Origin of the sequence: Terrabacter sp. Soil810 (assembly GCF_001429645.1) — a bacterium.
In the GTDB taxonomy this organism is placed as follows: Bacteria; Actinomycetota; Actinomycetes; order Actinomycetales; family Dermatophilaceae; genus Terrabacter.
The window spans coordinates 798,542-819,985 of sequence record NZ_LMSW01000011.1 but is presented as its reverse complement, the minus strand read 5'-3'; the positions used below and the strand labels follow the sequence as shown (position 1 = coordinate 819,985).

22 protein-coding genes are annotated in these 21,444 nt (G+C 72.7%); 9 read left to right on the top strand and 13 right to left on the bottom strand.

Annotated features, from left to right (window positions below):
* Positions 1-22: 22 nt before the first annotated feature.
* Positions 23-1,318, bottom strand: coding sequence for a hydroxyacid-oxoacid transhydrogenase (locus tag ASG96_RS09705; RefSeq protein WP_057587827.1), 1,296 nt, complete (start codon positions 1,316-1,318; stop codon positions 23-25).
* A 23-nt stretch (positions 1,319-1,341) separates the two neighbouring features.
* Between ASG96_RS09705 and ASG96_RS09700 the strand changes: the two genes are divergently transcribed.
* Genes ASG96_RS09700 through ASG96_RS09690 form a run of 3 tightly spaced genes read left to right on the top strand, consistent with a single transcriptional unit; the run spans position 1,342 to position 4,795 of the window.
* Entirely contained in the window at positions 1,342-2,625 is a 1,284-nt protein-coding gene (locus tag ASG96_RS09700) for an NAD(P)/FAD-dependent oxidoreductase (protein WP_057587826.1), read from the top strand.
* Between the two features lie 60 nt (positions 2,626-2,685).
* Positions 2,686-4,443 (top strand): sodium:solute symporter family protein, encoded by a 1,758-nt coding sequence (locus ASG96_RS09695; RefSeq protein WP_057587825.1) that lies wholly within the window; start codon positions 2,686-2,688, stop codon positions 4,441-4,443.
* Between the two features lie 13 nt (positions 4,444-4,456).
* Complete coding sequence (locus ASG96_RS09690; RefSeq protein WP_057587824.1) at positions 4,457-4,795, top strand: hypothetical protein; 339 nt, start codon at positions 4,457-4,459, stop codon at positions 4,793-4,795.
* A 62-nt stretch (positions 4,796-4,857) separates the two neighbouring features.
* On the opposite strand, the gene mutM is transcribed toward ASG96_RS09690, so the two are convergent.
* The 8 genes from mutM to ASG96_RS09650 all read right to left on the bottom strand — a co-directional run bounded on the left by mutM (position 4,858) and on the right by ASG96_RS09650 (position 12,540).
* Positions 4,858-5,718 carry a bifunctional DNA-formamidopyrimidine glycosylase/DNA-(apurinic or apyrimidinic site) lyase gene (gene mutM, locus ASG96_RS09685; protein ID WP_057587823.1) on the bottom strand — a complete coding sequence of 287 codons (861 nt, stop codon included), beginning with the start codon at positions 5,716-5,718 and terminating at the stop codon, positions 4,858-4,860.
* A 7-nt stretch (positions 5,719-5,725) separates the two neighbouring features.
* The gene (gene rnc / locus ASG96_RS09680; RefSeq protein ID WP_056753800.1) at positions 5,726-6,469 is read right to left on the bottom strand and encodes a ribonuclease III; all 744 of its coding nucleotides are present in this window, start codon (positions 6,467-6,469) and stop codon (positions 5,726-5,728) included.
* Positions 6,470-6,521: 52 nt separating this feature from the next.
* A complete protein-coding gene (rpmF, locus tag ASG96_RS09675) occupies positions 6,522-6,716 on the bottom strand; it encodes a 50S ribosomal protein L32 (RefSeq protein ID WP_020142793.1) in 195 nt (64 codons plus the stop codon).
* A 1-nt stretch (position 6,717) separates the two neighbouring features.
* A complete protein-coding gene (locus ASG96_RS09670) occupies positions 6,718-7,293 on the bottom strand; it encodes a DUF177 domain-containing protein (RefSeq protein ID WP_057587822.1) in 576 nt (191 codons plus the stop codon).
* 89 nt (positions 7,294-7,382) lie between these two features.
* Positions 7,383-7,871: a pantetheine-phosphate adenylyltransferase gene (gene coaD, locus ASG96_RS09665; protein ID WP_057587821.1), complete on the bottom strand. Its 489-nt coding sequence runs from the start codon at positions 7,869-7,871 to the stop codon at positions 7,383-7,385.
* A 41-nt stretch (positions 7,872-7,912) separates the two neighbouring features.
* Positions 7,913-8,494, bottom strand: coding sequence for a 16S rRNA (guanine(966)-N(2))-methyltransferase RsmD (rsmD, locus tag ASG96_RS09660; RefSeq protein ID WP_056753790.1), 582 nt, complete (start codon positions 8,492-8,494; stop codon positions 7,913-7,915).
* A gap of 1 nt (position 8,495) precedes the next feature.
* Positions 8,496-10,757: an ATP-dependent DNA helicase RecG gene (locus tag ASG96_RS09655; RefSeq protein ID WP_057587820.1), complete on the bottom strand. Its 2,262-nt coding sequence runs from the start codon at positions 10,755-10,757 to the stop codon at positions 8,496-8,498.
* A gap of 1 nt (position 10,758) precedes the next feature.
* Positions 10,759-12,540, bottom strand: coding sequence for a DAK2 domain-containing protein (locus ASG96_RS09650; protein WP_057587819.1), 1,782 nt, complete (start codon positions 12,538-12,540; stop codon positions 10,759-10,761).
* 172 nt (positions 12,541-12,712) lie between these two features.
* Between ASG96_RS09650 and ASG96_RS09645 the strand changes: the two genes are divergently transcribed.
* Both ASG96_RS09645 and rpmB read left to right on the top strand, forming a co-directional pair.
* Positions 12,713-13,498: a fructosamine kinase family protein gene (locus ASG96_RS09645; RefSeq protein ID WP_057587818.1), complete on the top strand. Its 786-nt coding sequence runs from the start codon at positions 12,713-12,715 to the stop codon at positions 13,496-13,498.
* A gap of 166 nt (positions 13,499-13,664) precedes the next feature.
* On the top strand, positions 13,665-13,853 hold the full coding sequence (gene rpmB / locus ASG96_RS09640; RefSeq protein ID WP_020142801.1) for a 50S ribosomal protein L28: 189 nt from the start codon (positions 13,665-13,667) through the stop codon (positions 13,851-13,853).
* Positions 13,854-14,060: 207 nt separating this feature from the next.
* Here the strand turns inward: rpmB and thiL are convergent, their stop codons facing one another.
* Positions 14,061-15,029: a thiamine-phosphate kinase gene (thiL, locus tag ASG96_RS09635; RefSeq protein WP_082588541.1), complete on the bottom strand. Its 969-nt coding sequence runs from the start codon at positions 15,027-15,029 to the stop codon at positions 14,061-14,063.
* A gap of 218 nt (positions 15,030-15,247) precedes the next feature.
* Between thiL and ASG96_RS09630 the strand changes: the two genes are divergently transcribed.
* Positions 15,248-15,481, top strand: a complete 234-nt coding sequence (locus ASG96_RS09630; RefSeq protein ID WP_020142803.1) for an Lrp/AsnC family transcriptional regulator — start codon at positions 15,248-15,250, stop codon at positions 15,479-15,481.
* 61 nt (positions 15,482-15,542) lie between these two features.
* Entirely contained in the window at positions 15,543-15,938 is a 396-nt protein-coding gene (locus tag ASG96_RS09625) for a DUF3515 family protein (RefSeq protein ID WP_056753778.1), read from the top strand.
* A gap of 80 nt (positions 15,939-16,018) precedes the next feature.
* Here ASG96_RS09625 and ASG96_RS09620 read toward each other — a convergent pair whose 3' ends face one another.
* A complete protein-coding gene (locus ASG96_RS09620; RefSeq protein WP_057587817.1) occupies positions 16,019-17,155 on the bottom strand; it encodes a D-alanine--D-alanine ligase family protein in 1,137 nt (378 codons plus the stop codon).
* Between the two features lie 49 nt (positions 17,156-17,204).
* Here ASG96_RS09620 and ASG96_RS09615 point away from each other — a divergent pair, with 49 nt between their 5' ends.
* Complete coding sequence (locus ASG96_RS09615; RefSeq protein ID WP_056753772.1) at positions 17,205-18,290, top strand: PLP-dependent aspartate aminotransferase family protein; 1,086 nt, start codon at positions 17,205-17,207, stop codon at positions 18,288-18,290.
* Positions 18,291-18,476: 186 nt separating this feature from the next.
* Here the strand turns inward: ASG96_RS09615 and ASG96_RS09610 are convergent, their stop codons facing one another.
* Positions 18,477-19,478 (bottom strand): NAD(P)H-dependent glycerol-3-phosphate dehydrogenase, encoded by a 1,002-nt coding sequence (locus tag ASG96_RS09610; RefSeq protein ID WP_235509122.1) that lies wholly within the window; start codon positions 19,476-19,478, stop codon positions 18,477-18,479.
* A complete protein-coding gene (locus ASG96_RS09605) occupies positions 19,475-20,275 on the bottom strand; it encodes a 1-acyl-sn-glycerol-3-phosphate acyltransferase (RefSeq protein WP_057587816.1) in 801 nt (266 codons plus the stop codon). The genes ASG96_RS09610 and ASG96_RS09605 overlap by 4 nt, the downstream gene beginning before the upstream one ends.
* Before the next feature lie 114 nt (positions 20,276-20,389).
* Here ASG96_RS09605 and cofC point away from each other — a divergent pair, with 114 nt between their 5' ends.
* Positions 20,390-21,259 carry a 2-phospho-L-lactate guanylyltransferase gene (cofC, locus tag ASG96_RS09600; RefSeq protein ID WP_056753766.1) on the top strand — a complete coding sequence of 290 codons (870 nt, stop codon included), beginning with the start codon at positions 20,390-20,392 and terminating at the stop codon, positions 21,257-21,259.
* The last annotated feature ends 185 nt before the right edge of the window (positions 21,260-21,444 follow it).

Here is a 21,444-nt window from a genome sequence, read left to right as displayed (position 1 = left end):
CGCCCTCCCCGGGCGTCGACCGCTATTCCCAGAGCTGCAGCGAGCGGGTCAGGATGCCGGCGAGGTCGTCGGCGCCCACCTCGCGCGGGCTGGTCGCGAGCAGCCGCTGCTGCTTCAGCGAGCCCTCGACCAGGGCGTCCACGTCGCGATCGTCGTAGCCGACCGCCCGGAGGCCGTTCGGCATGCCGATGTCGCGCATGAGGTCGACGAGAACGCTGGGCAGCACGTCGCGCGGCCCCGCATCCCAGCGGTCACCGTGCGCCGGGTCGAGGAGCCGTGCCGCCGCGAGGTGCCGGTCGGGGTCGGACTCGAAGGTCCACCGGAAGGCCTCGGGCGCCGTCATCGCGACGGCCATGCCGTGCGGCACCATCGGCTCGTCGCTCGGGTAGCCCTCCGGGTGGAAGTCGCGCACCCGGCCGGCGATCGGGTATGCGTTGGCGTGCGGCACGTGCACGCCCGCGTTGCCGAAACCGAGGCCGGCGAACGTCGCCGCCAGGGCCATGTCGCCGCGGGCGGCCTCGTCGGAACCGTCGCGAACCGCCGTCCGGAACGCCTTGGCCAACAACGACATCGACCGCTCGGACCACATGTCGGAGATCGGGTTGCTGCCGCAGTAGGGCACGCGCTCCCCGGGCTGCTTGCGCTCGTAGCCGGTGAACGGTCGCGCCGTCCAGCTCTCGAGGGCGTGGCACAGGATGTCCATGCCCGCGCTGGCCGTGACGCCCGCGGGCTGCGTGGCCGTGAGCCGGGGGTCCACCACGGCGAGGCTCGGTCGGAGCCGCACGTGGCTGATCCCGGTCTTGACCTTGAGCGCGAGGACGTCGAGGACGCAGATCGTCGTGCTCTCGGCGCCCGTCCCGGTCGTCGTCGGCACGGCGACGAGCGGGGCGAGCGGACGGCTGGGGGCCCGACCGGCGCCGACCGGTGCGTTGACGTAGTCCATGAGCTCGCCGCCGTCGCTGAGGAGCAGGTCGACCGCCTTCGCCGTGTCGATGGCCGAGCCCCCGCCGACCGCGACGTAGCCGTCGAAGGGGCCGTCGGCGCGGGCCCGCTCGACCGCCGCGAGAAGGCTCGCATCGGTGGGCTCGACGTGTGCCGAGTCGTGCACGACGGCCTCGACCCCGAACCCTCGGACACCCTCGGCGACACGCTCGGGCCAGCCGGTCGCGAGGACCCCGGGGTCGGTGACGACCAGGACCCGGTGCGCACCGAGAGCCAGCAGGTCGTGCCCGATCTCGTCCGCCGCCCCTGCCCCGAACTTCAGCTGCGGGGCGCCGTAGGTGAAGACGGACTCGGGGTTCGCGGGAGACCACGTCATGGGCCCACCCTAGGCTGGCGTCCATGGCCAGCGACGAGACCTCCGGCAGCGCCGGCACCCTCGTCGTCGGGGCGGGGCAGGCCGGCATCTCACTGGTGACGGCCCTGCGCGAGCTCGGCGACACGCAGCCCGTCGTGCTCGTCGGCGACGAGCCCGAGCCGCCCTACGAGCGGCCTCCCCTCTCCAAGAGCTACCTGCGCGGCGAGCACGACCGTGCGTCGCTCGTCTTCCACGACGCCGCCTGGTTCGCCGATCTCGGCGTCGAGCTCGTCACCGGTGACGCCGTCGTGACCATCGCGCGCGACGCCGCCGGTGGGAGCGCCATGACGGCGGCGGGGCGCACCATCGCGTTCGAGCGCCTCGCCCTGGCCACCGGTGCCGTCAACCGTGCGCTGCCGGCCGAGGGTGCTGACCTCGACGGGATCCACGACGTCCGCACCCTCGCCGACGCCGACCGGCTCGCACCCAGGCTCCGCTCCGCGCGCGCGGTCGTCGTCGTGGGCGGTGGCTTCATCGGGCTCGAGATCGCAGCCGGCGCACGGGCGCTCGGCGCCGACGTCACCGTCGTCGAGGCGACCGACCGTCTCCTCGGCCGAGCCGCGTCACCCGTCCTGTCGGACGCCGTCCGCGCAGCGCACGAGCGACGCGGCACGCGGATCCTGCTGGGCACCAGCGTCGTTCGCGTCCTCGGTGAGGGCGGTCGCGTCATCGGCGTGGAGCTCTCGGATGGCACCACGCTGCCCGTCGACGTCGTGGTCGTCGGCATCGGGGCCGTCCCCCGGACCGACCTCGCCGAGCGGCTGGGCCTGCTCGTGGAGCCCCGCGGGATCGTCGTGGACGAGTGTGCCCGAGCGTCCGACGGCCTCACCGTCGCGGCCGGCGACTGCGCCGTCGGCCCGAACCCCTTCGACCGTGGTCAACCGGGGTCGATGCGGCTCGAGAGCGTCCCGCACGCGACCGACCAGGCGCGGGCGGCAGCCGCCACGCTCACGGGCCGGCCCACGGCATACGACCGGGTGCCATGGTTCTGGAGCGACCAGGGAGACCTGCGACTGCAGATGGCCGGGCTCCCCCAGGGCGCCGACGAGGTCGTCGTGCGCGGCGACGTCGCATCGGAGCACTTCTCGCTGCTCAGCTACCGCGACGGGCTGCTCATCGCCGTCGAGTCCGTCGGCAGCCCGACCGACTACCTGGCCGTCAAACGGGCGCTCGAGAAGGGTATGACGATCGAAGCCGACTCGGCGGCGGACACCTCCGTCCCACTCAAGCGGCTCATCACGAGGGCACGAGGCACTCGCCCATCCTGACTCGCCCGACGTCAGGGGCTGCGCTAGCGTCGGTCGTCGCCCAAGGAAGGGACTGAACGCATGCACGCACTGGCGGGTCTGCCCACCGCGGACGCCCTCATCAGCGCCAAACCCGTCGACTACGTCATCATCGCCCTCTACTTCGTCTTCGTCCTCGGCATCGGGGTCATGGCGAGGCGGGCCGTGTCCGACTCCATCGACTTCTTCCTCTCCGGCCGGTCGCTGCCGGCCTGGGTCACCGGCCTCGCCTTCATCTCGGCGAACCTCGGTGCCGTCGAGATCATGGGCATGTCGGCCAACGGTGCCGAGCTGGGCATCTCGACCGTGCACTACTTCTGGGTCGGCGCGATCCCCGCCATGCTCTTCCTCGGCGTCGTGATGATGCCCTTCTACTACGGCTCGAAGGTGCGCTCCGTCCCCGAGTTCATGTTCCGCCGCTTCGGCACCGGGGCACACCTCGTCAACGCGATCAGTTTCGCCGTCGCGCAGCTGCTCATCGCCGGGGTCAACCTCTACCTCCTCGGCTCGATCGTCCACGCGCTCCTCGGCTGGCCGCTCTGGGTGGCGCTGCTCGTGGCCGCCGCGATCGTGCTGTCCTACATCACACTCGGTGGACTGTCGGCGGCCATCTACAACGAGGTGCTCCAGTTCTTCGTCATCGTGGCCGCCCTGCTGCCGCTGACCCTGATCGGCCTGCACCGCGTCGGCGGCTACCAGGGACTCAAGGACAAGGTCACCGAGTTCGCCACGTCGGCTCCGGCGTCCGCAGGCGTCCCGCCGGCCGAGCAGCAGCTGCACTCGTGGCCGGGTCAGGCGCTCTCGGGCTTCGACTCGCCGTTCTGGTCGGTCGTCGGCATCGTCTTCGGCCTCGGCTTCGTGCTGTCGTTCGGCTACTGGACGACGAACTTCGTCGAGGTGCAGCGGGCCATGGCCTCCAACTCGATGTCCGCTGCACGCAAGACGCCGATCATCGGGTCGTTCGCCAAGATGTTCGTGCCCTTCATCGTCATCATCCCCGGCATGGTCGCCGCCGTGCTCGTCAAGGAGATCGGCGAGCTCAAGGCGGGCGGCACCCCACCGGGCGGAGCGTCCGGCGAGGGCGTGAAGTACAACGACTCACTGCTCCTGCTGATGCGCGACATCCTGCCCAACGGGCTGCTCGGCGTCGCGATCGCCGGACTGCTCGCCGCCTTCATGGCCGGCATGGCCGCCAACATCTCGGCGTTCAACACCGTCTTCAGCTACGACCTGTGGCAGCGCTACATCCGCAAGGACCACAGCGACGACTACTACCTGCGCATCGGCCGTCTGGCCACGGTGGGAGCGACGGTCATCGCGATCTTCACGGCCACCATCGCCAGCTCCTTCAGCAACGTCATGGACTACCTCCAGTCGCTGTTCGGGTTCTTCAACGCACCACTGTTCGCGACGTTCATCCTCGGCATGTTCTGGAAGCGCATGACGGCGACCGCCGGCTGGGTCGGCCTGTCGGCCGGCACGCTCTCGGCCGTGCTCGTCTCGTTCCTCAGCGAGGACGGCTTCGGGTCGGCGAGCCTCGGGGTGATCCCGCTGAGCGGCCAGGGCGCGGCCTTCGTGGCGGCATCGGCCGCCTTCGTCGTCGACATCGTGCTCAGCGTCGGCGTGTCGCTCGTGACCGAGCCCAAGACGTCCGCCGAGCTGCGTGGTCTCGTCTACTCCGAGACGCCGAGGGAGGAGCTCGTCGACCCCGAGGAGCGCACGATGCCGTGGTACCGCCGCACGCTCCCCCTGGCCGGCATCTCGCTCGGCCTCGTCATCATCCTCAACTTCTTGTTCTGACAGGAGCCTCGACATGAGTGACCAGCACCGGCTCGACGCCCCCGACCCCGACCCCGACGAGCAGCGAGGCCAGCGGCACACCGCGGGCGCCTTCGACATCCGCAACTTCATCGGCGCCCTGCTCGGCCTCTACGGCCTGATCCTGCTCGTCATGGGGATCTTCGGCGACCAGGCGCTGCAGAAGACCGGCGGCGTCAACGCCAACCTCTGGGCCGGCATCGTCCTGCTCGCCATGAGCGCCTTCTTCTTCGTCTGGGCCCGGATCAAGCCGATCATCGTGCCCGCGCACGTCGAGCCCGTCGACGACGACCCGGCGCGCCCGGCCCCGAAGCGTCGCCCGAGCGGGGACTGACGACACGCCGACACCGGACGACCCCACCACCCTGCTCGCAGCCCGTTCGCCGTCCCTGACGGTCAGGACGGGTTGCGGCGTCTCGGTCGGGGCTGACAGACGGGGCACGAGAAGGACGAGCGGTTCATGAACTGCTCGCGCCGCATGGTCGCGCCGCAGCGGTCGCACGGCGTCCCGGCGCGGCCGTACGCGTGGAGCGAGCGGTCGAAGTAGCCGCTCGCTCCGTTGACGTTGACGTAGAGCGCGTCGAAGCTCGTGCCGCCCTGGCCGAGCGCCTCGGCCATGACGTCGCGAGCATGGTCGAGCACGCGACCGAGCGTGGGCTTCGTCAGCGAGGAGCACAGCCGCTCGCCGTGCACCTTCGCGCGCCAGAGCGCCTCGTCGGCATAGATGTTGCCGATCCCCGAGACGAGCGACTGGTCGAGCAGGGCCCGCTTGACCGCGCTGTCGCGCTGCTTCATCCGGCGCACGACCGCGGCCTGGTCGTAGACCGGCTCGAAGGGGTCCGGCGCGATGTGGGCGACGGACTCGGGGATCCCGTCGTCGCGCAGCGGCGACAGTGCGAGCCCCCCGAAGGTCCGCTGGTCGACGAAACGGAGCTGCGGGCCGCCGTCGGAGAAGTCGAAACGGGCGTGGCAGTGCTTCTCGAGCGGCGCGTCGGCCGGCTCGACGAGCATCTGGCCGCTCATCCCGAGGTGGACGATGAGGGCGTCCTCGCCGTCGAGAGCGAGCCAGAGGTACTTGCCGCGACGTGACGCCGCAGTCACGGTCACGTCGTGGAGGCGCGCCGCGAGGTCCTCCGGGCCGGCGTCGTGACGGCGCGCCACGCGTACCCCGGTGATGCGGGCGCGCGTGACGTGGCGACCGACCACGTGGTCCTCGAGGCCGCGGCGCACGACCTCGACCTCGGGCAGCTCCGGCACGGGCGGCTCAGGCCTGCGTCGAGCCCGCGGTGGCCGTCGTGGCGGCGGTGCTGCGACGGTCGTCGAGCGTGTGCCACGCCTCCTTGGCGGCCTTCTGCTCGGCTTCCTTCTTCGAGCGACCGCGTCCCTCGCCGAGGACCTCCTCGCCGACGACGACGCGGGCGTGGAACTCCTTCTCGTGGTCGGGCCCCTGCTCGCTGACGCGGTACTCGGGCGACCCGAGCGCGGAGCCGGCCGCCATCTCCTGCAGGCTCGTCTTCCAGTCGAGTCCGGCCCCGAGCGTGGCGGCCTCCTCGATGAGCGGGTCGAAGTGGTGGTGCACGAAGCGTGCGGCGAAGTCGATGTCGGTCGACAGGAACACCGTGCCGATGAGCGCCTCGAGGGTGTCGGCCAGGATCGAGGCCTTGTCGCGGCCGCCGGTGGCCTCCTCGCCCTTGCCGAGCATGACGTACTGCCCGAGGTCGAAGACCCGCGCGACGTCGGCGAGCGCCCGCATGTTGACGACGGCGGCGCGCAGCTTGGCCAGCTGCCCCTCGGCGAGGTCGGGGTGCTCACGGTAGAGCGACTCGGTGACGACAAGGCCCAGCACGGAGTCGCCGAGGAACTCGAGGCGCTCGTTGTTGGGCAGGCCGCCGTTCTCGTAGGCGTACGACCGGTGCGTCAGGGCACGCAGCAGCAGCGGCTCGTCGATGTCCTGGCCGACCACCTCGCGGAGGTGGGCGATCAGAGCATCGACGGGCCGCTGCGGCACCGCCGGAACACCCCCAGCACCAAGGCTGCTCACGGGGCTGCTCACGGGGTGATCAGGCCTGGTGCTCGGTGCGCTCGGCAGCGGCGTAGTGACGGCCCTTGTACGTGCCACACGAGGGGCACGCGATGTGCGGCTGGGTCGCCGCACCGCACTGGGGGCACGTGGTGAGCGTCGTCGGCGTTGCCTTCCAGTTCGCACGACGCGAACGGGTGTTGGAGCGCGACATCTTCCGCTTCGGGACAGCCACGTCAGTTCCTCTTCTCTTGCGGGTCGTTCCCCAGCAGTCCGCTGAGGGACGACCACCTCGGGTCGATCACTTCATGATGATGGTCCGGGTCCTCCGCGAGCTGCATCCCACACTCGGAACACAACCCGGGGCAGTCAGGCCGACACACCGGTTGGAACGGCAGCGTCGGCACGACAGCGTCCCGGAGCACGGGCTCGAGGTCGATGAGGTCACCGACCAGCTCGTGCACCTCGTCCTCGTCCGAGTCGGCTCCCACCTGGTGGTGGTGCGCCGCCCGGTCGGCGTAGGCGAACAGCTCCTGGAAGGTCCCCTCGACAACGAGCTCGAGTGGATCCAGGCACCGCACGCAGGCGCCGGTCGCCGTGCCACTGACCGAACCCGTGACGAGGACACCTTCGACGACGGACTCGAGGCGCACCTCGACCTGGACCGGCTGGCCGGCCTTGATCGAGATGACGTCGGTTCCGAGGTCGTCGGGCATCGTCGCCGTGCGCGAGATCTCGTGCATCGTGCCCGGTCGCCGAACAAGCTCTCTGGTGTCGAGCACCAGAGGAGAACGGGGATCGGGACGGTCCATGACTCCTGCGCACAGTTGAGGATTCGGTCCGCGCCAAGACGGACGTGGACCGACCTCCAAGGCTACTAGAGGCGCGCCGTGCGCCCAAATCAGCCCAAGCGGTCGTGGAGCGCGGCGAGGACGGGGTCGGGGACGAGGCCGCTGACGTCGCCGCCGTAGCGCGCGACCTCCTTGATGAGCGAGCTCGAGACGTGCTGGAGCGTGGGGTCCGCCGCGATGAACAGGGTCTCGACGCCGGTGAGGTGGTGGTTCATGTGCGCCATGGGCAGCTCGTAGGCGAAGTCGGTCCCGCCGCGCAGCCCCTTGACCATCGTCGCGGCCCCGACCTCGCGGCACACGTCGACGACGAGCGTCCCGGCCCAGGCGCCGATGCGGACGTTGGACAGGTGCCCCAGGGACTGCTCGATCAGCGCCGTGCGCTCGTCGACGCCGAACGTGCCGTGCTTGCTCGGGTTGTGCAGGATCGCCACGACGACCTCGTCGAACAGCCTGCTCGCCCGGGTCACCACGTCGACGTGACCGTTGGTGATCGGGTCGTAGGAGCCGGGGCAGACACAGCGGCGCGCTTCGCTCGTCACGCGGCCAACCTACCGGTCGGCCCGCAGCCGTCGCGTGAACCTCACGCGACGACCTCGCTCGGTGGCGGCTCGGCGAACCACATGGCGGTCTCGCCGTAGCGCTTCTCGCCCGACAGCTCGAGCCCGTCGGGCCACGTCGGCTGCGGTGACCGGCTCGAGCGCTCGACGACGACGAACGCCTCGCGCGCCAGCCACTGGTGCTGGACGAGCGCGGCGAGCACGGCCGCCAGGGCGTCCTCGGTCACGTCGTAGGGCGGGTCGACCAGCACGAGGTCGAAGCGGAGGCCGGTGGGTGGCCCGGCGGCGAGCGCCCGCTCCACGGTGTCGGCGAGGACCCGGACGCCCGGGTGCCCGATGACGACGGCGTTGGCCCGGATCACCTTCGCGGCCGCCTTGTGCGACTCGACGAGCAGGACCTGGGCGGCGCCGCGGCTCGCAGCCTCGAGGCCGAGGGCGCCGGACCCTGCGTAGAGGTCGAGGACGGACGCACCCTCGATGAGGCCACGGTGCTCGAGCCGGCTGAAGAGCGCCTCCCGGACGCGGTCGGACGTGGGACGGGTCGAGGACCCCGGTGGGGTCTGGAGGCGGCGCCCGCCCGCCGTGCCGCTGATGATCCGCGTCATGTCAGCCCCGCTCGAGCCATACGGCCTGCTCCTCGTCGAGACGCATCGCGACGGCGGCCGCGAGCGCCGGGTGCTCGCGCAGCCCGGGGTCGGCGTCGACGAGCGCGAACGCGTCCTCACGGGCGTCCGCGATGATCTGCTCGTCCTCGAGCCGGCCGAGGCGCAGGTGACGCACGGAGTTGCCGCGGCCGCTCTGCCGGGCTCCGAGCACGTCGCCCTCCCGGCGCAGCAGCAGGTCGGCGCGGGCCAGCTCGAAACCGTCGGTCGTCGCGGCGACCTGGTCGAGGCGCTCGGCCGCACGCTCCCCGGCGCCCTGGGTCATGAGCAGGCAGAGGCCGGGCACGGCGCCACGACCCACGCGGCCGCGCAGCTGGTGCAGCTGCGAGATGCCGAAACGGTCGGCGTCGACGACGACCATGACGGAGGCGTTCGGCACGTCGACACCGACCTCGATGACCGTCGTGGCGACGAGGACGTCGATCTCGCCGTCCGAGAAGGCACGCATCGTGGCGTCCTTGGCGTCGGGGTCGAGCCGGCCGTGCAGCACGCCGATGCGCAGGCCGTCGAGGGCGGGGTTGGCGCGCAGGGTGCTCAGCATCGCGTAGACGCCGGTCAGCTCGCGCTCGGGTGCGTCTCCCTCGGCGTCGCCGTCGTCACCCTCCCAGTGCGCGTCCCAGCCGGCGTCCTCGTCGGAGGTGTCGCGTGAGCTGGCAGGGCCGCCGGAGGCGAGTGCCGTCTCGTCGTCGACGTCGCCGATGCGGGGGCACACGACGTACGCCTGGTGACCCTTGGCGACCTCCTCGGCCACGCGTTGCCAGGTGCGGTCGACCCAGCCGGGCTTGTCGGCGTCGACGACGTGCGTCGTGATGGGCGAGCGCCCGCGGGGCAGCTCGCGCAGCGTGGAGGTCTCCATGTCCCCGAACACGGTCATCGCGACGGTGCGCGGGATGGGGGTCGCTGTCATGACCAGCACGTGAGGTGGACGGATCCCCTTCTCGCGCAGGGCATCACGCTGCTCGACACCGAAGCGGTGCTGCTCGTCGACCACGACCAGCGCGAGGTCGGCGAACTGGACGTGCTTCTGGATCAGGGCGTGCGTGCCCACGACGATGCCGGCCTCGCCGGACGCCGCGTCGAGCAGGGACCGCCGGCGGGTACCGGCGTTCTGGCTGCCGGTGAGCAGCGCCACGGTGGTGCCGAACTCCGAGCCGCCGAGCATCCCGCCCTGAGCGAGGTCGCCGAGCATCGCCGTGATCGACCGGTGGTGCTGGGCGGCCAGGACCTCGGTGGGGGCGAGCAGGGCGGCCTGGCCACCCGCGTCGATGGCGGCGAGCATGGCCCGGAGCGCGACCACCGTCTTGCCCGAGCCGACCTCCCCCTGCAGGAGCCGGTGCATCGGGCGGTCGGAGGCGAGCTCGGCCGCGAGCACCTCGCCGATCTCGCGCTGGCCGGCCGTGAGCTCGAAGGGCAGGCGCGCGTCGAAGGCGGCCAGGAGCCCGCCCGGCCGAGGGGGCCTCGGGGTCGCCAGCTCGGACTCGGCGGCCTTGCGGCGCTGGGCGAGGATCGTCTGGAGGACGAACGCCTCGTCGTACTTGAGCCGGTCGAGACCGCGGGCGGGCTGGTCGTCGACGGCCGGGCGGTGGACGAGCTCGAGCGCGACCGCACGGTCGACGAGACCGCGCGCCGCGCGTACGTCGTCGGGGACGGGCTCGCGGATGCGGTCGACGGTGTCGAGGGCGGTCTGGACGAGCTTGCGCAGGCGCAGGGAGTTCATCTTCCCGGTCGTGGAGTAGACCGGCACACGGTGCGTCCGGTACCACTCGACGGCGGCCTCGCCCTGGGCGTCGTCGTCGAAGAGCTCGTACTCGGGATGGGTCAGCTGGAGGCGGTGGCCGTAGGCGCCGATCTGCCCGACGAAGAAGCCGCGTACGCCCGGCTGGAGCTTGCCCTCGTGGCCGTAGGCGCTGAAGAACGTGACGTCGAGCTCGTGGCCGAGGTCGTCGCCGATGACGACGGTGAGCATCTTGCCGCGTCGGTTGCGCATGGCCCGCGACGTGGCCTTCTTGACCTCGGCGACGACGAGGACGTCCTCACCGACGTGGAGCGAGGAGAGGTCGGTCAGCTGCCCGGGGCGGACGTAGCGCCGGGGCACGAACTCGAAGAGGTCGGCGACGCTGAGCAGACCCTTGGTGCGGGCCAGCTGCTCGGCCTCGTTCTTCTTGACGAGCTTGCTCAGCGGCGAGTCCTCGGTGAGCACTGCCACCTCACTCCACCCCCAGCAGCACCGGGTAGACGGCCTGCCCACCGTCGATGATCGACACCTCGATGCCGTGGTGGGCGCTGCGCGCCTCGGCCGTGACGGCATCGAGCAGGCCGTCCGGCGCATCGACACCGGCCACGATGGTGACGAGCTCGCCGCCGCTCGCGAGCAGGCGCTGGACGACCTCACGGGAGACGGCCAGCTGGTCGGAGCCGACGATGACGACGTCGCCGTCGACGACGCCGAGCACGTCACCCGCCTCGCACGGCCCGCCGCTCGTGAGCGCGGCCCGGTTGGCGACCGTGACGGCGCCGTGCCGCGTGGCGCTCGCCGCCGCCTGCATCGCCAGGACGTTGGCAGACGCCGCCGCGGTCGGCTCGAAGACCGCGAGGGCGGCGATGCCCTGGACGGCGGTGCGCACGTGGACGAGGTGGGCCTCGATGCCGTCGTCGGCGACGGCTCGCACCGCGGCCGCGGCGGCCAGGAGCGTGTCGCCGTCGTTGGGCAGCACCACGACACCGGAAGCGCCTCGCGCGTGCTGCGTGCGGATGGCGTCGATGAGACCCCCGGTCGAGGCCCGGCGCCCGGGGCCCGACCGGACGACGACCGCACCGGCGTCCTCGAAGAGTCCCTCGAGGCCGACGCCGGAGGCGCACGCGACGATCGCGGCACCCCCCGCCGCCCAGGTGCCGGCGCGGTCGCCGCGTGGCACGCGCGTGTCGTGCCCGTGCTCGTCGGTGAGGCGCGTGATGCGCACCCGATGGGGTCGGCCGGCCTCGATGCCCGCCTCGACGGCCGCGCCGGCGTCGTCGACGTGGGCGTGGACGTTCCACTCGCCGTCCCCGCCGACGACGAGCACCGAGTCGCCGAGCTCGACGAGGCGGGAGCGCAGCGCGTCCACGGCGGCGTCGTCGGAGTCGCGCAGGAGGTACATCACCTCGAACTCCGGGATGCCCTCGACCTCGACGCCACCGGGCGGTCGCGCCGCGCTGAGGGCCGCGCTCTGGGGGTCGGGTCGGCGCCGGGAGCGGCGGTCCGAGGCGTCGGCCCCCGACCGGGCCCGCTGACCGGCGCAGACCCTCTCGAGACACTCGAGCAGCACGACGAGCCCGGCTCCCCCGGCGTCGACGACACCGGCGCGGGCGAGCACCTCGAGCTGTTCGGGCGTGTGCTCGAGCGCCACACGGGCGGACTCCAACGCCGCGAGCGCGACGACGTGCACGCTCACGGGCCCCTCGCCTGCCGCGGGGGCACCCGCGTCGAGGTCACGGCCGTCGTCGGACGCGGCATACGGCCCCGGTGTCAGGGACCCGGCGGCGTGCGCGGCGGCCTCGGCCATCGCCCGGGCGACCGTGAGGATCGTGCCCTCCTTGGGGTCCGTCACGGCCTGGCGAGCGCGTTGCTCGGCGTGCTGGAGGCCCTCGGCGAGGACCCGGCCGTCGATCTCGGCGACGCCTGCGCAGCCCTCGGCGAGGCCGCGGGCCAGCTGGCTGAGGATGACGCCCGAGTTGCCCCGGGCGGTCCAGAGCAGGTGTCGGGCGAAGACGGCGAGGAGGGCGTCGGCGGTCGTCACGTCGGCGGTGGCGAGGGTGCGCTCGACCGCTCCGTCGAAGGTGAGGTAGAGGTTCGTGCCCGTGTCGCCGTCGGGGACCGGGAAGACGTTGAGCGCGTCGATCTCGGCGCGGCGGGCCGCGAAGAGCGACCGGGTCAGCACGGCCCACCGGCGGACCGCGACGAGATCGAGCAGGGTGAGCGGCCCGTCGGGCGGCGGCGCTGCGCCGGGCATCGGACCTCCTGCTCGTCGTGCTTGTCCATCGGCCGGTGGGATCGGGCTCGCCGATGCTCGGCAGGCTAGCGCCTCGTCCAGACGGTCGCATGCACCACTCCCACGCCCGGGCCAGCGGCGTGGGCGCACGGCGGGCGCCCACAGGGCTCCGTCCACGACCCGGGCGACTACCGTGGGCGCCGTGTCGAGCGCCGCCACCGCCCACCACCGCAAGTCGTGGCCCGCAGCCCCCTCCGGCTTCTTCGAGGTCGAGGCGGCCGGGCTGCGCTGGCTCGGGGAGGCGCAACGCCTCGGCGGCGCCCGCGTCGTCGAGGTCCGGGACGTCGGCCCCGACCACATCGACCTCGCCCGGCTGCGACCCGCACTTCCCACGGCCGACGTGGCGGAGGGCCTGGGGCGGGGGCTCGCCGTGACGCACGGCCTGGGCGCGCCGTCCTTTGGATCTCCCCCGGCCGGCTGGACGGGCGACGCCTGGATCGGCCGGCAGCCGCAGAGCAACGAGCCGACGGCGGCGTGGGGCCTGTTCTACGCCGAGCAGCGCGTGCGGCCCTTCGTGCGCCGCGCCCTAGACCGCGGGCACCTCGACGCGGCCGCGGCACGCGTGGTCGACCGGGTCTGCGACCGCCTGGCGTCGGGGGACCTCGACGACGAGCGACCGCCGGCGCGCATCCACGGCGACCTGTGGTCGGGCAACGTCCTGTTCACGACCGACGGCGCGGTCCTCATCGACCCGGCCGCGCACGGCGGGCACGGCCTGACCGACCTCGCGATGCTGGCCCTCTTCGGCTGCCCGGGCCTCGACCGCGTCGGCGCCGCCTACGAGGAGGCTGCCGGCCTCGCACCGGGGTGGCGCGAGCTCGTCCCGCTGCACCAGCTGCATCCCCTCGCCGTGCACGCCGCGTCGCACGGGCCGGCGTACGCCGCACCGCTCGTCGACGCGGCCCGCGCCTTCGCGTGACGCGGGCTCGGCGGCCCGCTCTCGCCGTTTTGTCGTCCGAGCAACTCGTCGGCTACGCTTTACCGGTTCCCCCCGTGACTGCGGGGTGACGCGCGCCCTCGTGCGTCTGCCCCGATTCAGTGGTGGAGCTCAGCACTTCGTCAACATCGAATTTCAGGAGATACCCGTGGCTGCCAACTGCGACGTCTGCGGCAAGGGACCGAGCTTCGGTCACAACATCTCGCACTCGCACCGCCGCACCAAGCGCCGCTGGAACCCCAACATCCAGCGCGTTCGGACGCTGGTGGACGGTGTGACGCCGAAGCGACTCAACGTCTGCACCTCCTGCCTCAAGGCGGGCAAGGTCGTTCGCTGAACGTCCCTCACCAACGCTGAAGGCCGGTCCCCGAGGGGCCGGCCTTTGTCGTACCTCGCACGACCCACCCACCCGGCCGGCCTGGGCCGCACGCGACCTGGCGTACGGCATACCTCGTCGTGCGCGTGATCGCGCACCTGCTGTCGCCCCGGCGCAGGGGCTGCGCGAGCCCGCGCCCGTGGCAGACCCGGGAGACGGCGATCCCGGTCAGGCGCCCCGGAAGTGGTCCCACCCGGTGTGGGTCACGACGTGGCCACCGACGAGGATGCCGGCCGACTCGTCGTCCCCCGGAGCCCGGACGGACCCGATGACCCGCCACCCGTCGGGCACCAGCCCCTGCGGGAAGGTCGCGAGCAGCGAGTGCTCCTCACCGCCTGCGAGCACGCAGTCGAGCGCCGCCTCGGCCCCGAGCGCCTCGGTGAGAGCGTCCACGTCGGCGGCCAGTGCCGGGGGGTCGAGGTCGATGACGACGTGGCTGGCCCGCGCGATCCGGCCACCGTCGCGCAGCAGGCCGTCGCTGAGGTCGAGCATGGCGGTCGCCCCGGACGCCGCCGCCTCGGGCCCTGCGGCCAGCGGGGGCTGGGGACGCCGCTGACGCGCGACCGCGACCGGGTGCCGCTCGACGGCGTCGGCCCGGAGCAGGCGCAGGCCGGCGTCGGCGAGACCGAGGGAGCCGTGGACGGCGAGGACGTCGCCGGCCCTCGCCCCGGAGCGGAGCACCGGCTCGCCGTCGAGGCGGCCGAGCGCGGTGACCGAGACCATGACGACCCCGGCCGGTGCGGACGACAGGTCCCCGCCGAGCACGGCCACGCCGGCGGCGGCGCACGCCTCGGCCAGGCCGCGGACGTGGTCGAGCACCCACTCGAGCGACAGCTCGGGGTCGGCGACGAGGGTGACGAGGATCCCGGTGGGCCGCCCGCCCATGGCCGCGACGTCGGCGAGGTTCTGCGCCACGACCTTGTGACCGATGTCGGCGCCCGAGGACCACGCGTCGAGCCAGTCACGTCCGAGGACGACGGTGTCGGTGGTGGCGATCGTGCGCTCCGACGTGCGCAGCACGGCGGCGTCGTCGCCCGGGGCGACGAGCAGCTCGTCGGTGCCCGGGAAGGACGGCAGGATGCGCCCGAGCAGCTCGTCCTCGTCGAGGTCGCGCAGGGGGGTCCCGCCCGTCATCATCGGCCCGCGCTCGAGCCGTTGCGCGTTCGGCACGGATCACTCACCCTTTCGGCTCACGGCCGTCTCGGGCCCCGGTTTCCATGGGACGCGAGGCCCCATGGCAAGGTAGCGTCAGGGCACGGTCGCAGTCACACTGGGACCTGCCGTTCCGACCGGTCGAGCCCGGGCTGCGCGCCCGTGCACGGCCGTCCAACGATCGACACACAGTGAGGTGACACGTGGTCCAGGCCTACATCCTGATTCAGACCGAAGTCGGCAAGGCCGCGAGTGTGGCGGAGGCGATCGCCGGGATCTCGGGCGTGACTCTCGCCGAGGACGTCACGGGTCCCTACGACGTCATCGCCCGGGTGGAGGCCTCCAACGTCGACGACCTCGGTCGTCTCGTCATCGCCAAGCTCCAGGACGTCCCCGGCATCACCCGGACCCTGACCTGCACGGTCGTCCACGTCTGAGGCCGGCCCCCTGACCGGACACCCGCACCTCACGACGGCGGCGCTCATCGGCGCCGCCGTCGTGCTGTCTGCGTGCAACCGCGCCCCCGAGGTGGCCCTGGCGCCCCAGGCGTCGGCACCGGTGTGCGCGTCGGCGGCGTGGCCGGGTGAGGTCAGCGGCCACGCGCGGGTCCCGACAGAGCCCGACGACGGCTCGGCGGCCGCGTGGGGCGACCCGGCGATCATCGCCCGTTGCGGCCTCGACCCGCTCGGGCCGACCACCGACGACTGCGTCACCGTCGACGGCGTCGACTGGGTCGTGCGCCCGCTCACCGACGGGTCCGCCGCGACGACCTACGGCCGCGACCCGGCCATCGAGGTGCTGGCGCCCGGCGCCTACGGCGCGGTGCCGCTGCTCCTGCCGGCCTTCACCGAGGTCGCGAAGACCCTCCCCGCCAACGGGCGCCACTGCTCCTGAGGGCGTATGCCGTGTGGCCCGTCCCGCGGTCAGCGCGGTCCACCGGGTCGGCGCGGGGTCAGAGCGGGTTCAGAGCGGGTTCAGCGCAGGCCGGTGCGACGCTCGAGCGCGAGCGCGATGAGCTCGTCGATGAGGTCGGGGTAGTCGAGGCCCGAGGCCGCCCACATCCGCGGGTACATCGAGTGCGGCGTGAAGCCCGGCATCGTGTTGATCTCGTTGACGAGGACCCGGCCGTCGTCGGTGTAGAAGCAGTCGACGCGCGCGAGGCCCTCGCAGCCGAGCGCCTCGAAGGCCTCCGCGGCGAGCCGCCTGACCTCCTTGGAGATCTGCTCCGGCACATCGGCGGGACACGAGAGGTCGACGTCGGCCTCGGCGAGGTACTTCGCCTCGAAGTCGTAGAAACCGTGGTTGTCGTGCACCGCGACCTCGCCCACCTCGGAGGTGCGCGGCCCGGCGGTGCCGTGGCCCTCGAGGACCGCGCACTCGATCTCGCGCCCGGCGATGCCGGCCTCGACGAGGACCTTGGGGTCGTGCTCACGCGCGACCTCGATGGCGGCCTCGAGGTCGGCGGGGTCGTCGACGCGGGTGATGCCCATCGACGAGCCGGCGCGGGCGGGCTTGACGAAGAGCGGGTAGCTCAGTCCGGCACAGGCGTCCATGGCGGCAGCGGGGTCGGTGCGCCACGCGCGGTCGGTGATGACGGCATACGGCCCGACGGGCAGTCCGTGGCCGGCGAAGACGACCTTCATGTAGTGCTTGTCCATGCCCGCGGCCGAGGCGAAGACGCCGGAGCCGACGTAGCGGACGTCCGAGAGCTCGAGGAAGCCCTGGAGCGTGCCGTCCTCGCCGAAGGGTCCGTGCAGCAGGGGGAAGACGACGTCGACCTGGCCGAGCTCCTGCGGCGGCCGGCCGGCCTCGAGCGAGGTGAGCGAGCTCTCGCGCGTCGAGAGCGGCAGGACGACGTGGGCGGCGCTCGGCTCGACCTCGGGCGTGCGGCCCGCCGTCAGCTCGAAGCGGCTGGGCTCGTCGGCGGCGAGGACCCACTGCCCGTCGCGGGAGATGCCGATCGGGATGATGTCGTACTTGCCGCGGTCGATGGCGCGCAGCACCCCGGCGGCGGTGGCGCAGGAGACCGCGTGCTCAGAGGAGCGTCCTCCGAAGACGATGGCGACGCGGGGGCGGCTCGGCAGGTCGGGCTGGGGCTGGTCCGTGGTCATCAGACGAGACTCTATCGAAGACCGTGGGGGCCGCTCGTACCCTGAGGGCGTGGGCACCGAAGCGGAATCGCAGCACCTGCACGTCGACACCTTCCTCGTGGCGTCGGGACGCCCCGAGCGCTCCCCCGGCTCGCCCGCGAACGTCGCCGTCGAGCTGACGTCGACGTATGCCGCGGACGGCCCCGTCAACTACGCCCGCTCGGGCAACCCGACGTGGACCGCGTTCGAGCAGGCCCTGGGCGGGCTGGAGGGTGGCCACGCCCTCGTGCACGCGTCCGGCATGGGAGCCATCTCGGCGGCGCTCTCCCTCGTGGCTCCCGGCGGCACGGTCGTCGCCCCCGACACGACGTACAACGGCACCGGCGACCTGCTCGTGGCGCACGAGAAGGCCGGCGGCTCGGTAGTGCGGGTCCACGCCACCGACACGGCCGGCTTCCTCGCCGCCCTCGAGACGGCCGACCTCCTCTGGCTCGAGTCGCCGACGAACCCGCTCATGGACGTCACCGAGCTCGACGTCGTCCTCGCCCGTGCGCGCGACCTCGGCGTGACGAGTGTCGTCGACAACACGCTCTCGACCCCCCTGCTGTGCCGGCCGCTCTCGCTCGGCGCCGACGTCGTCGTGCACTCCGTGACGAAGTACCTCTCGGGCCACAGCGACGTCGTGCTCGGCGCGACCGTCGTCGCCGACACCGAGCGGGGCGCCGGGATCGGCGAACGCCTGCGTCGCCATCGCACCCTGCACGGGGCGATCGCCGGGCCGATGGAGGTCTTCCTCGCGCTGCGTGGCCTGCGGACGCTGTCGGTGCGCTTCGAGCGGGCGTGCACCAGCGCAGCCGAGCTCGCCCGTCGCCTCGAGGGACACCCGTCCGTCGAACGCGTCCGCTACCCCGGGTCGGGGGCGATGGTCTCGATCGACGTGGTGGGCGGGGCGGACGCCGCCGAGCGCGTCTGCGCCTCGACGCGTCTCTGGCTGCACGCGACGAGTCTCGGCGGCGTCGAGTCGCAGCTCGAGCGCCGCCGCCGTCACCCCTCCGAGTCCGAGCAGGTCCCCGTCAACCTGCTCCGGCTCTCGGTGGGCATCGAGCACGTCGACGACCTGTGGGCCGACCTGTCCCAGGCCCTCGACCGCGCCTGACCCGCGGGGTCACGTCGTGGGTCAGGCCCCGACCGACGACGCTTGGTCCCCAAGGAGCCGACACGCCGCCGACCCGCCGACCCGCCGACAGATGGCGTGTGCCGCCCACCAACGGTCGTCGGTCGGCCGCGGCACGGCGGACGCACCGGTCACGGGACCCGCGGCCGGGCCGGACGGCATACGGCCTCAGTGCTTCTCGGCCTTGAGGTCGCGTGACATGAGGCGCGGCCCGACCTCGCTCGCCGAGTGCCCGTCGCGGATGACGGCGACGACCTGCTCGCAGATCGGCATGTCGACGTCGTGCTGCTCGGCGAGCGTGAGGATCGACTCGCACGACTTCACGCCCTCGGTGGTCGTGCGCAGCTCGGCGGTCGCCTCGGCGACGGTCATGCCGCGCCCGAGACGGACGCCGAAGCTGTGGTTGCGCGAGAGCGGCGACATGCACGTGGCGATGAGGTCGCCGACGCCGGCGAGGCCCATGAAGGTCTGTGGGTGCGCGCCGAGGGCAAGGCCGAGGCGTGTGGTCTCGGCGAGGCCGCGCGTGATGATCGTGGCCTTCGTGTTGTCGCCGAAGCCCATCCCCTCGGCCATGCCGGACGCGAGGGCGACGACGTTCTTCGTCGCCCCGCACACCTCGGCGCCGATGACGTCGGTGTCGGTGTAGGGCCGGAACCACGGCGTCGCACAGGCGCTGGCGACGCGCTCGGCTGTCGCCATGTCACGACACGCGACGACGCCCGCGGCCGGCTGGCGACGGGCGATCTCGGGCGCGAGGTTGGGGCCGGACACGACGACGATGCGGTCGGTCCCGATGTCGGCGGCCTCGGCGATGACCTGGCTCATCCGCATCGTCGTCCCGAGCTCGACGCCCTTCATGAGCGACACGACCGGGGCGTCGGCGGGGATGGAGCCGCCCCACTGGGTCAGGTTGTCGCGCAGCGTCTGCGACGGCACGGCCAGGACGACGACGTCGGCCCGGTGCAGGGCCTGACCGGGGTCGACGGTGGCGCGGACCGCCGACGGCAGCTCGAGCTCGGGCAGGTAGGCCTCGTTGCGGCCGGCGTTGATCGCGTCGGCGACCTCGCCGCGACGGGCCCACATCGTGACGTCGCACCCGGCGTCGGCGAGGATCATGCCGAAGGCCGTCCCCCAGTTGCCACTGCCCATGACGGCGACGCGCGTCGTCACGACGGGCTCCCGTCGCCGCCACGGTGACGCTTGGGCCGCCCGATCTCGTGGTGCTTGAGCGGGTCACCGATCTCGGGGACGCCGTGGCTGCGCGGGTCGAAGCGCTCGGTCGGACGCTTCTCGTCCCGGAGCACCTCGAGCAGCTCGGTGATGCGGTCCATGAGCCGGTCGGTGGCCTCGCGCAGCACCAAGGCGTCGATGGGGCGGTCGTAGAGGTCGGACAGGTCGACGGGCGGACCGGCGTACATCATCATCGTCTTGCGTGGGAAGAGTGAGGGCTTGTGGCCGTAGGGCGACAGGATCTCCTGGGCGCCCCACTGGGCCACCGGCACGAGCGGGCAGCGCGTCTCGAGCGCCACGCGGGCGGCCCCGGTCTTGCCGCGCATCGGCCACAGGTCGGGGTCGCGCGTGATGGTGCCCTCGGGGAAGATGCCGAGCGCCTTGCCGGCATGCACGCCGTCGACGGCGGCCCGGTAGGCGCCGGCCGCCGCGGCCGAGTTGCGGTAGACGGGAATCTGGCCGCACTTCTTGAGGAGCCAGCCGACGACGGGGATGGCGAAGAGGCTGTCCTTGCCGAGGAAGTAGGCCTCGCGCCCGCTGTCGAACATGAAGTGCGCGAAGACGAGCGGGTCGGCGTAGGAGATGTGGTTCGTCGAGACGACGAAGCCCCCTTCGGCCGGGATGTTCTCGAGCCCGCGCCAGTCGCGCTTGGTGATCCGCATCAGCAGCGGCCGGAGCAGGATGGCCAGGAGCCGGTAGGCCAACGGCAACCGCCTCTTGGGTGCGCCGGCTGTCACGTTGTCACGTCCTCCTCGTCGTGCGCACGCTGGTCGGCGTGGCTGGGCTTCATCTTGTCCACCTCACGGCGCGGTGTCGAGCAGCGAGGCGGCGAGTGGGACGATATCGCCAGCATGACGACCTCCTCCCACCCGCGCCCCCCGGCCGCGCCGGCCACCGACTGGCACGTCGTCGTCCCCGTCAAGGACACGAGCCACGGCAAGTCGCGCCTGGCCCGCGCCGTCGGCTCGGACCGCGCCGACCTCAGTGCCGCCATCGCGTCGGACACCCTCGCCGCAGCCCTCGAGGCGGTCGGTCCCGACCACCTCGTGCTCGTCACGAGCGACGCGGTCCTCGCGGACCGCTGGCGTACGCGTGGGGTGCACGTCGTCGCGGACCCGGGCAGCGGGCTCAACGACGCCGTGTCCGCCGGAATGCGGCAGGCCGGGCCGGGTGCTCGCGTGGCCGCCCTGCTCGGCGACGTCCCGTCGCTCGACGCGGCATCACTGCGGGCGGCCCTCGAGGTCGCGGGGCGCGCCGACGAGTCGTTCGTCCCCGATGCAGACGGGACGGGGACGGTGCTGCGCTGCGGCCGTGGCTTCACCCCGCGGTTCGGGACCGACAGCGCCGCTCGTCACGAGGCCGACGGGGCGGTGCGCCTCGAGCTGCCCCTCCCCCGCCTGCGCACCGACGTCGACGACGCCCGGAGCCTGTCGCGGGCGCGCCGGCTCGGGCTGGGGCCGGCCACTCGGAGCGTCCTCGAGCACCGGGCATCTGGTTGGATCAGGAGCATGCAGGCCACCGTCCACCGCTTCGACCCCGAGACCCGCACCGGCAGCCTGCTGCGCGACGACGGCGTCGAGCTGCCGTTCGAGGCACCGGCGTTCGACGGGAGCGGCCTGCGCCTGCTGCGTCTCGGTCAGCGCCTCACGGTCGAGGTCGTCGACGACCACGTCGTGGCCCTGCACATCGTGGGCGTCGGCCCGGGGCAGCCCATCCGCTGACACGTGACGTGGGCCCGGCCGTGACCGGCCGGACCCACGTCACGTTCGGCGGCGCCCGGACCCCGGGCGCCGCACGGCCTCACCTGGAGGCGGTCTTCCGGGCGGTCGTCTTGCGGGCCGTCGTCGTCTTCTTCGCGGCGGTGGTCCTGGTTGCGGCGGCCTTGGTCGTCGTCTTCTTCGCGGCT

Excerpts from the sequence above, each read along its gene's own strand:
- ASG96_RS09705 (WP_057587827.1), bottom strand. The coding sequence starts at position 1,318 with ATGACGTGGTCTCCCGCGAACCCCGAGTCCGTCTTCACCTACGGCGCC.
- ASG96_RS09700 (WP_057587826.1), top strand. The coding sequence starts at position 1,342 with ATGGCCAGCGACGAGACCTCCGGCAGCGCCGGCACCCTCGTCGTCGGG.
- ASG96_RS09695 (WP_057587825.1), top strand. The coding sequence starts at position 2,686 with ATGCACGCACTGGCGGGTCTGCCCACCGCGGACGCCCTCATCAGCGCC.
- ASG96_RS09690 (WP_057587824.1), top strand. The coding sequence starts at position 4,457 with ATGAGTGACCAGCACCGGCTCGACGCCCCCGACCCCGACCCCGACGAG.
- ASG96_RS09670 (WP_057587822.1), bottom strand. The coding sequence starts at position 7,293 with ATGGACCGTCCCGATCCCCGTTCTCCTCTGGTGCTCGACACCAGAGAG.
- rsmD (WP_056753790.1), bottom strand. The coding sequence starts at position 8,494 with ATGACGCGGATCATCAGCGGCACGGCGGGCGGGCGCCGCCTCCAGACC.
- ASG96_RS09650 (WP_057587819.1), bottom strand. The coding sequence starts at position 12,540 with ATGCCCGGCGCAGCGCCGCCGCCCGACGGGCCGCTCACCCTGCTCGAT.
- thiL (WP_082588541.1), bottom strand. The coding sequence starts at position 15,029 with ATGATGACGGGCGGGACCCCCCTGCGCGACCTCGACGAGGACGAGCTG.
- ASG96_RS09620 (WP_057587817.1), bottom strand. The coding sequence starts at position 17,155 with ATGACCACGGACCAGCCCCAGCCCGACCTGCCGAGCCGCCCCCGCGTC.
- cofC (WP_056753766.1), top strand. The coding sequence starts at position 20,390 with ATGACGACCTCCTCCCACCCGCGCCCCCCGGCCGCGCCGGCCACCGAC.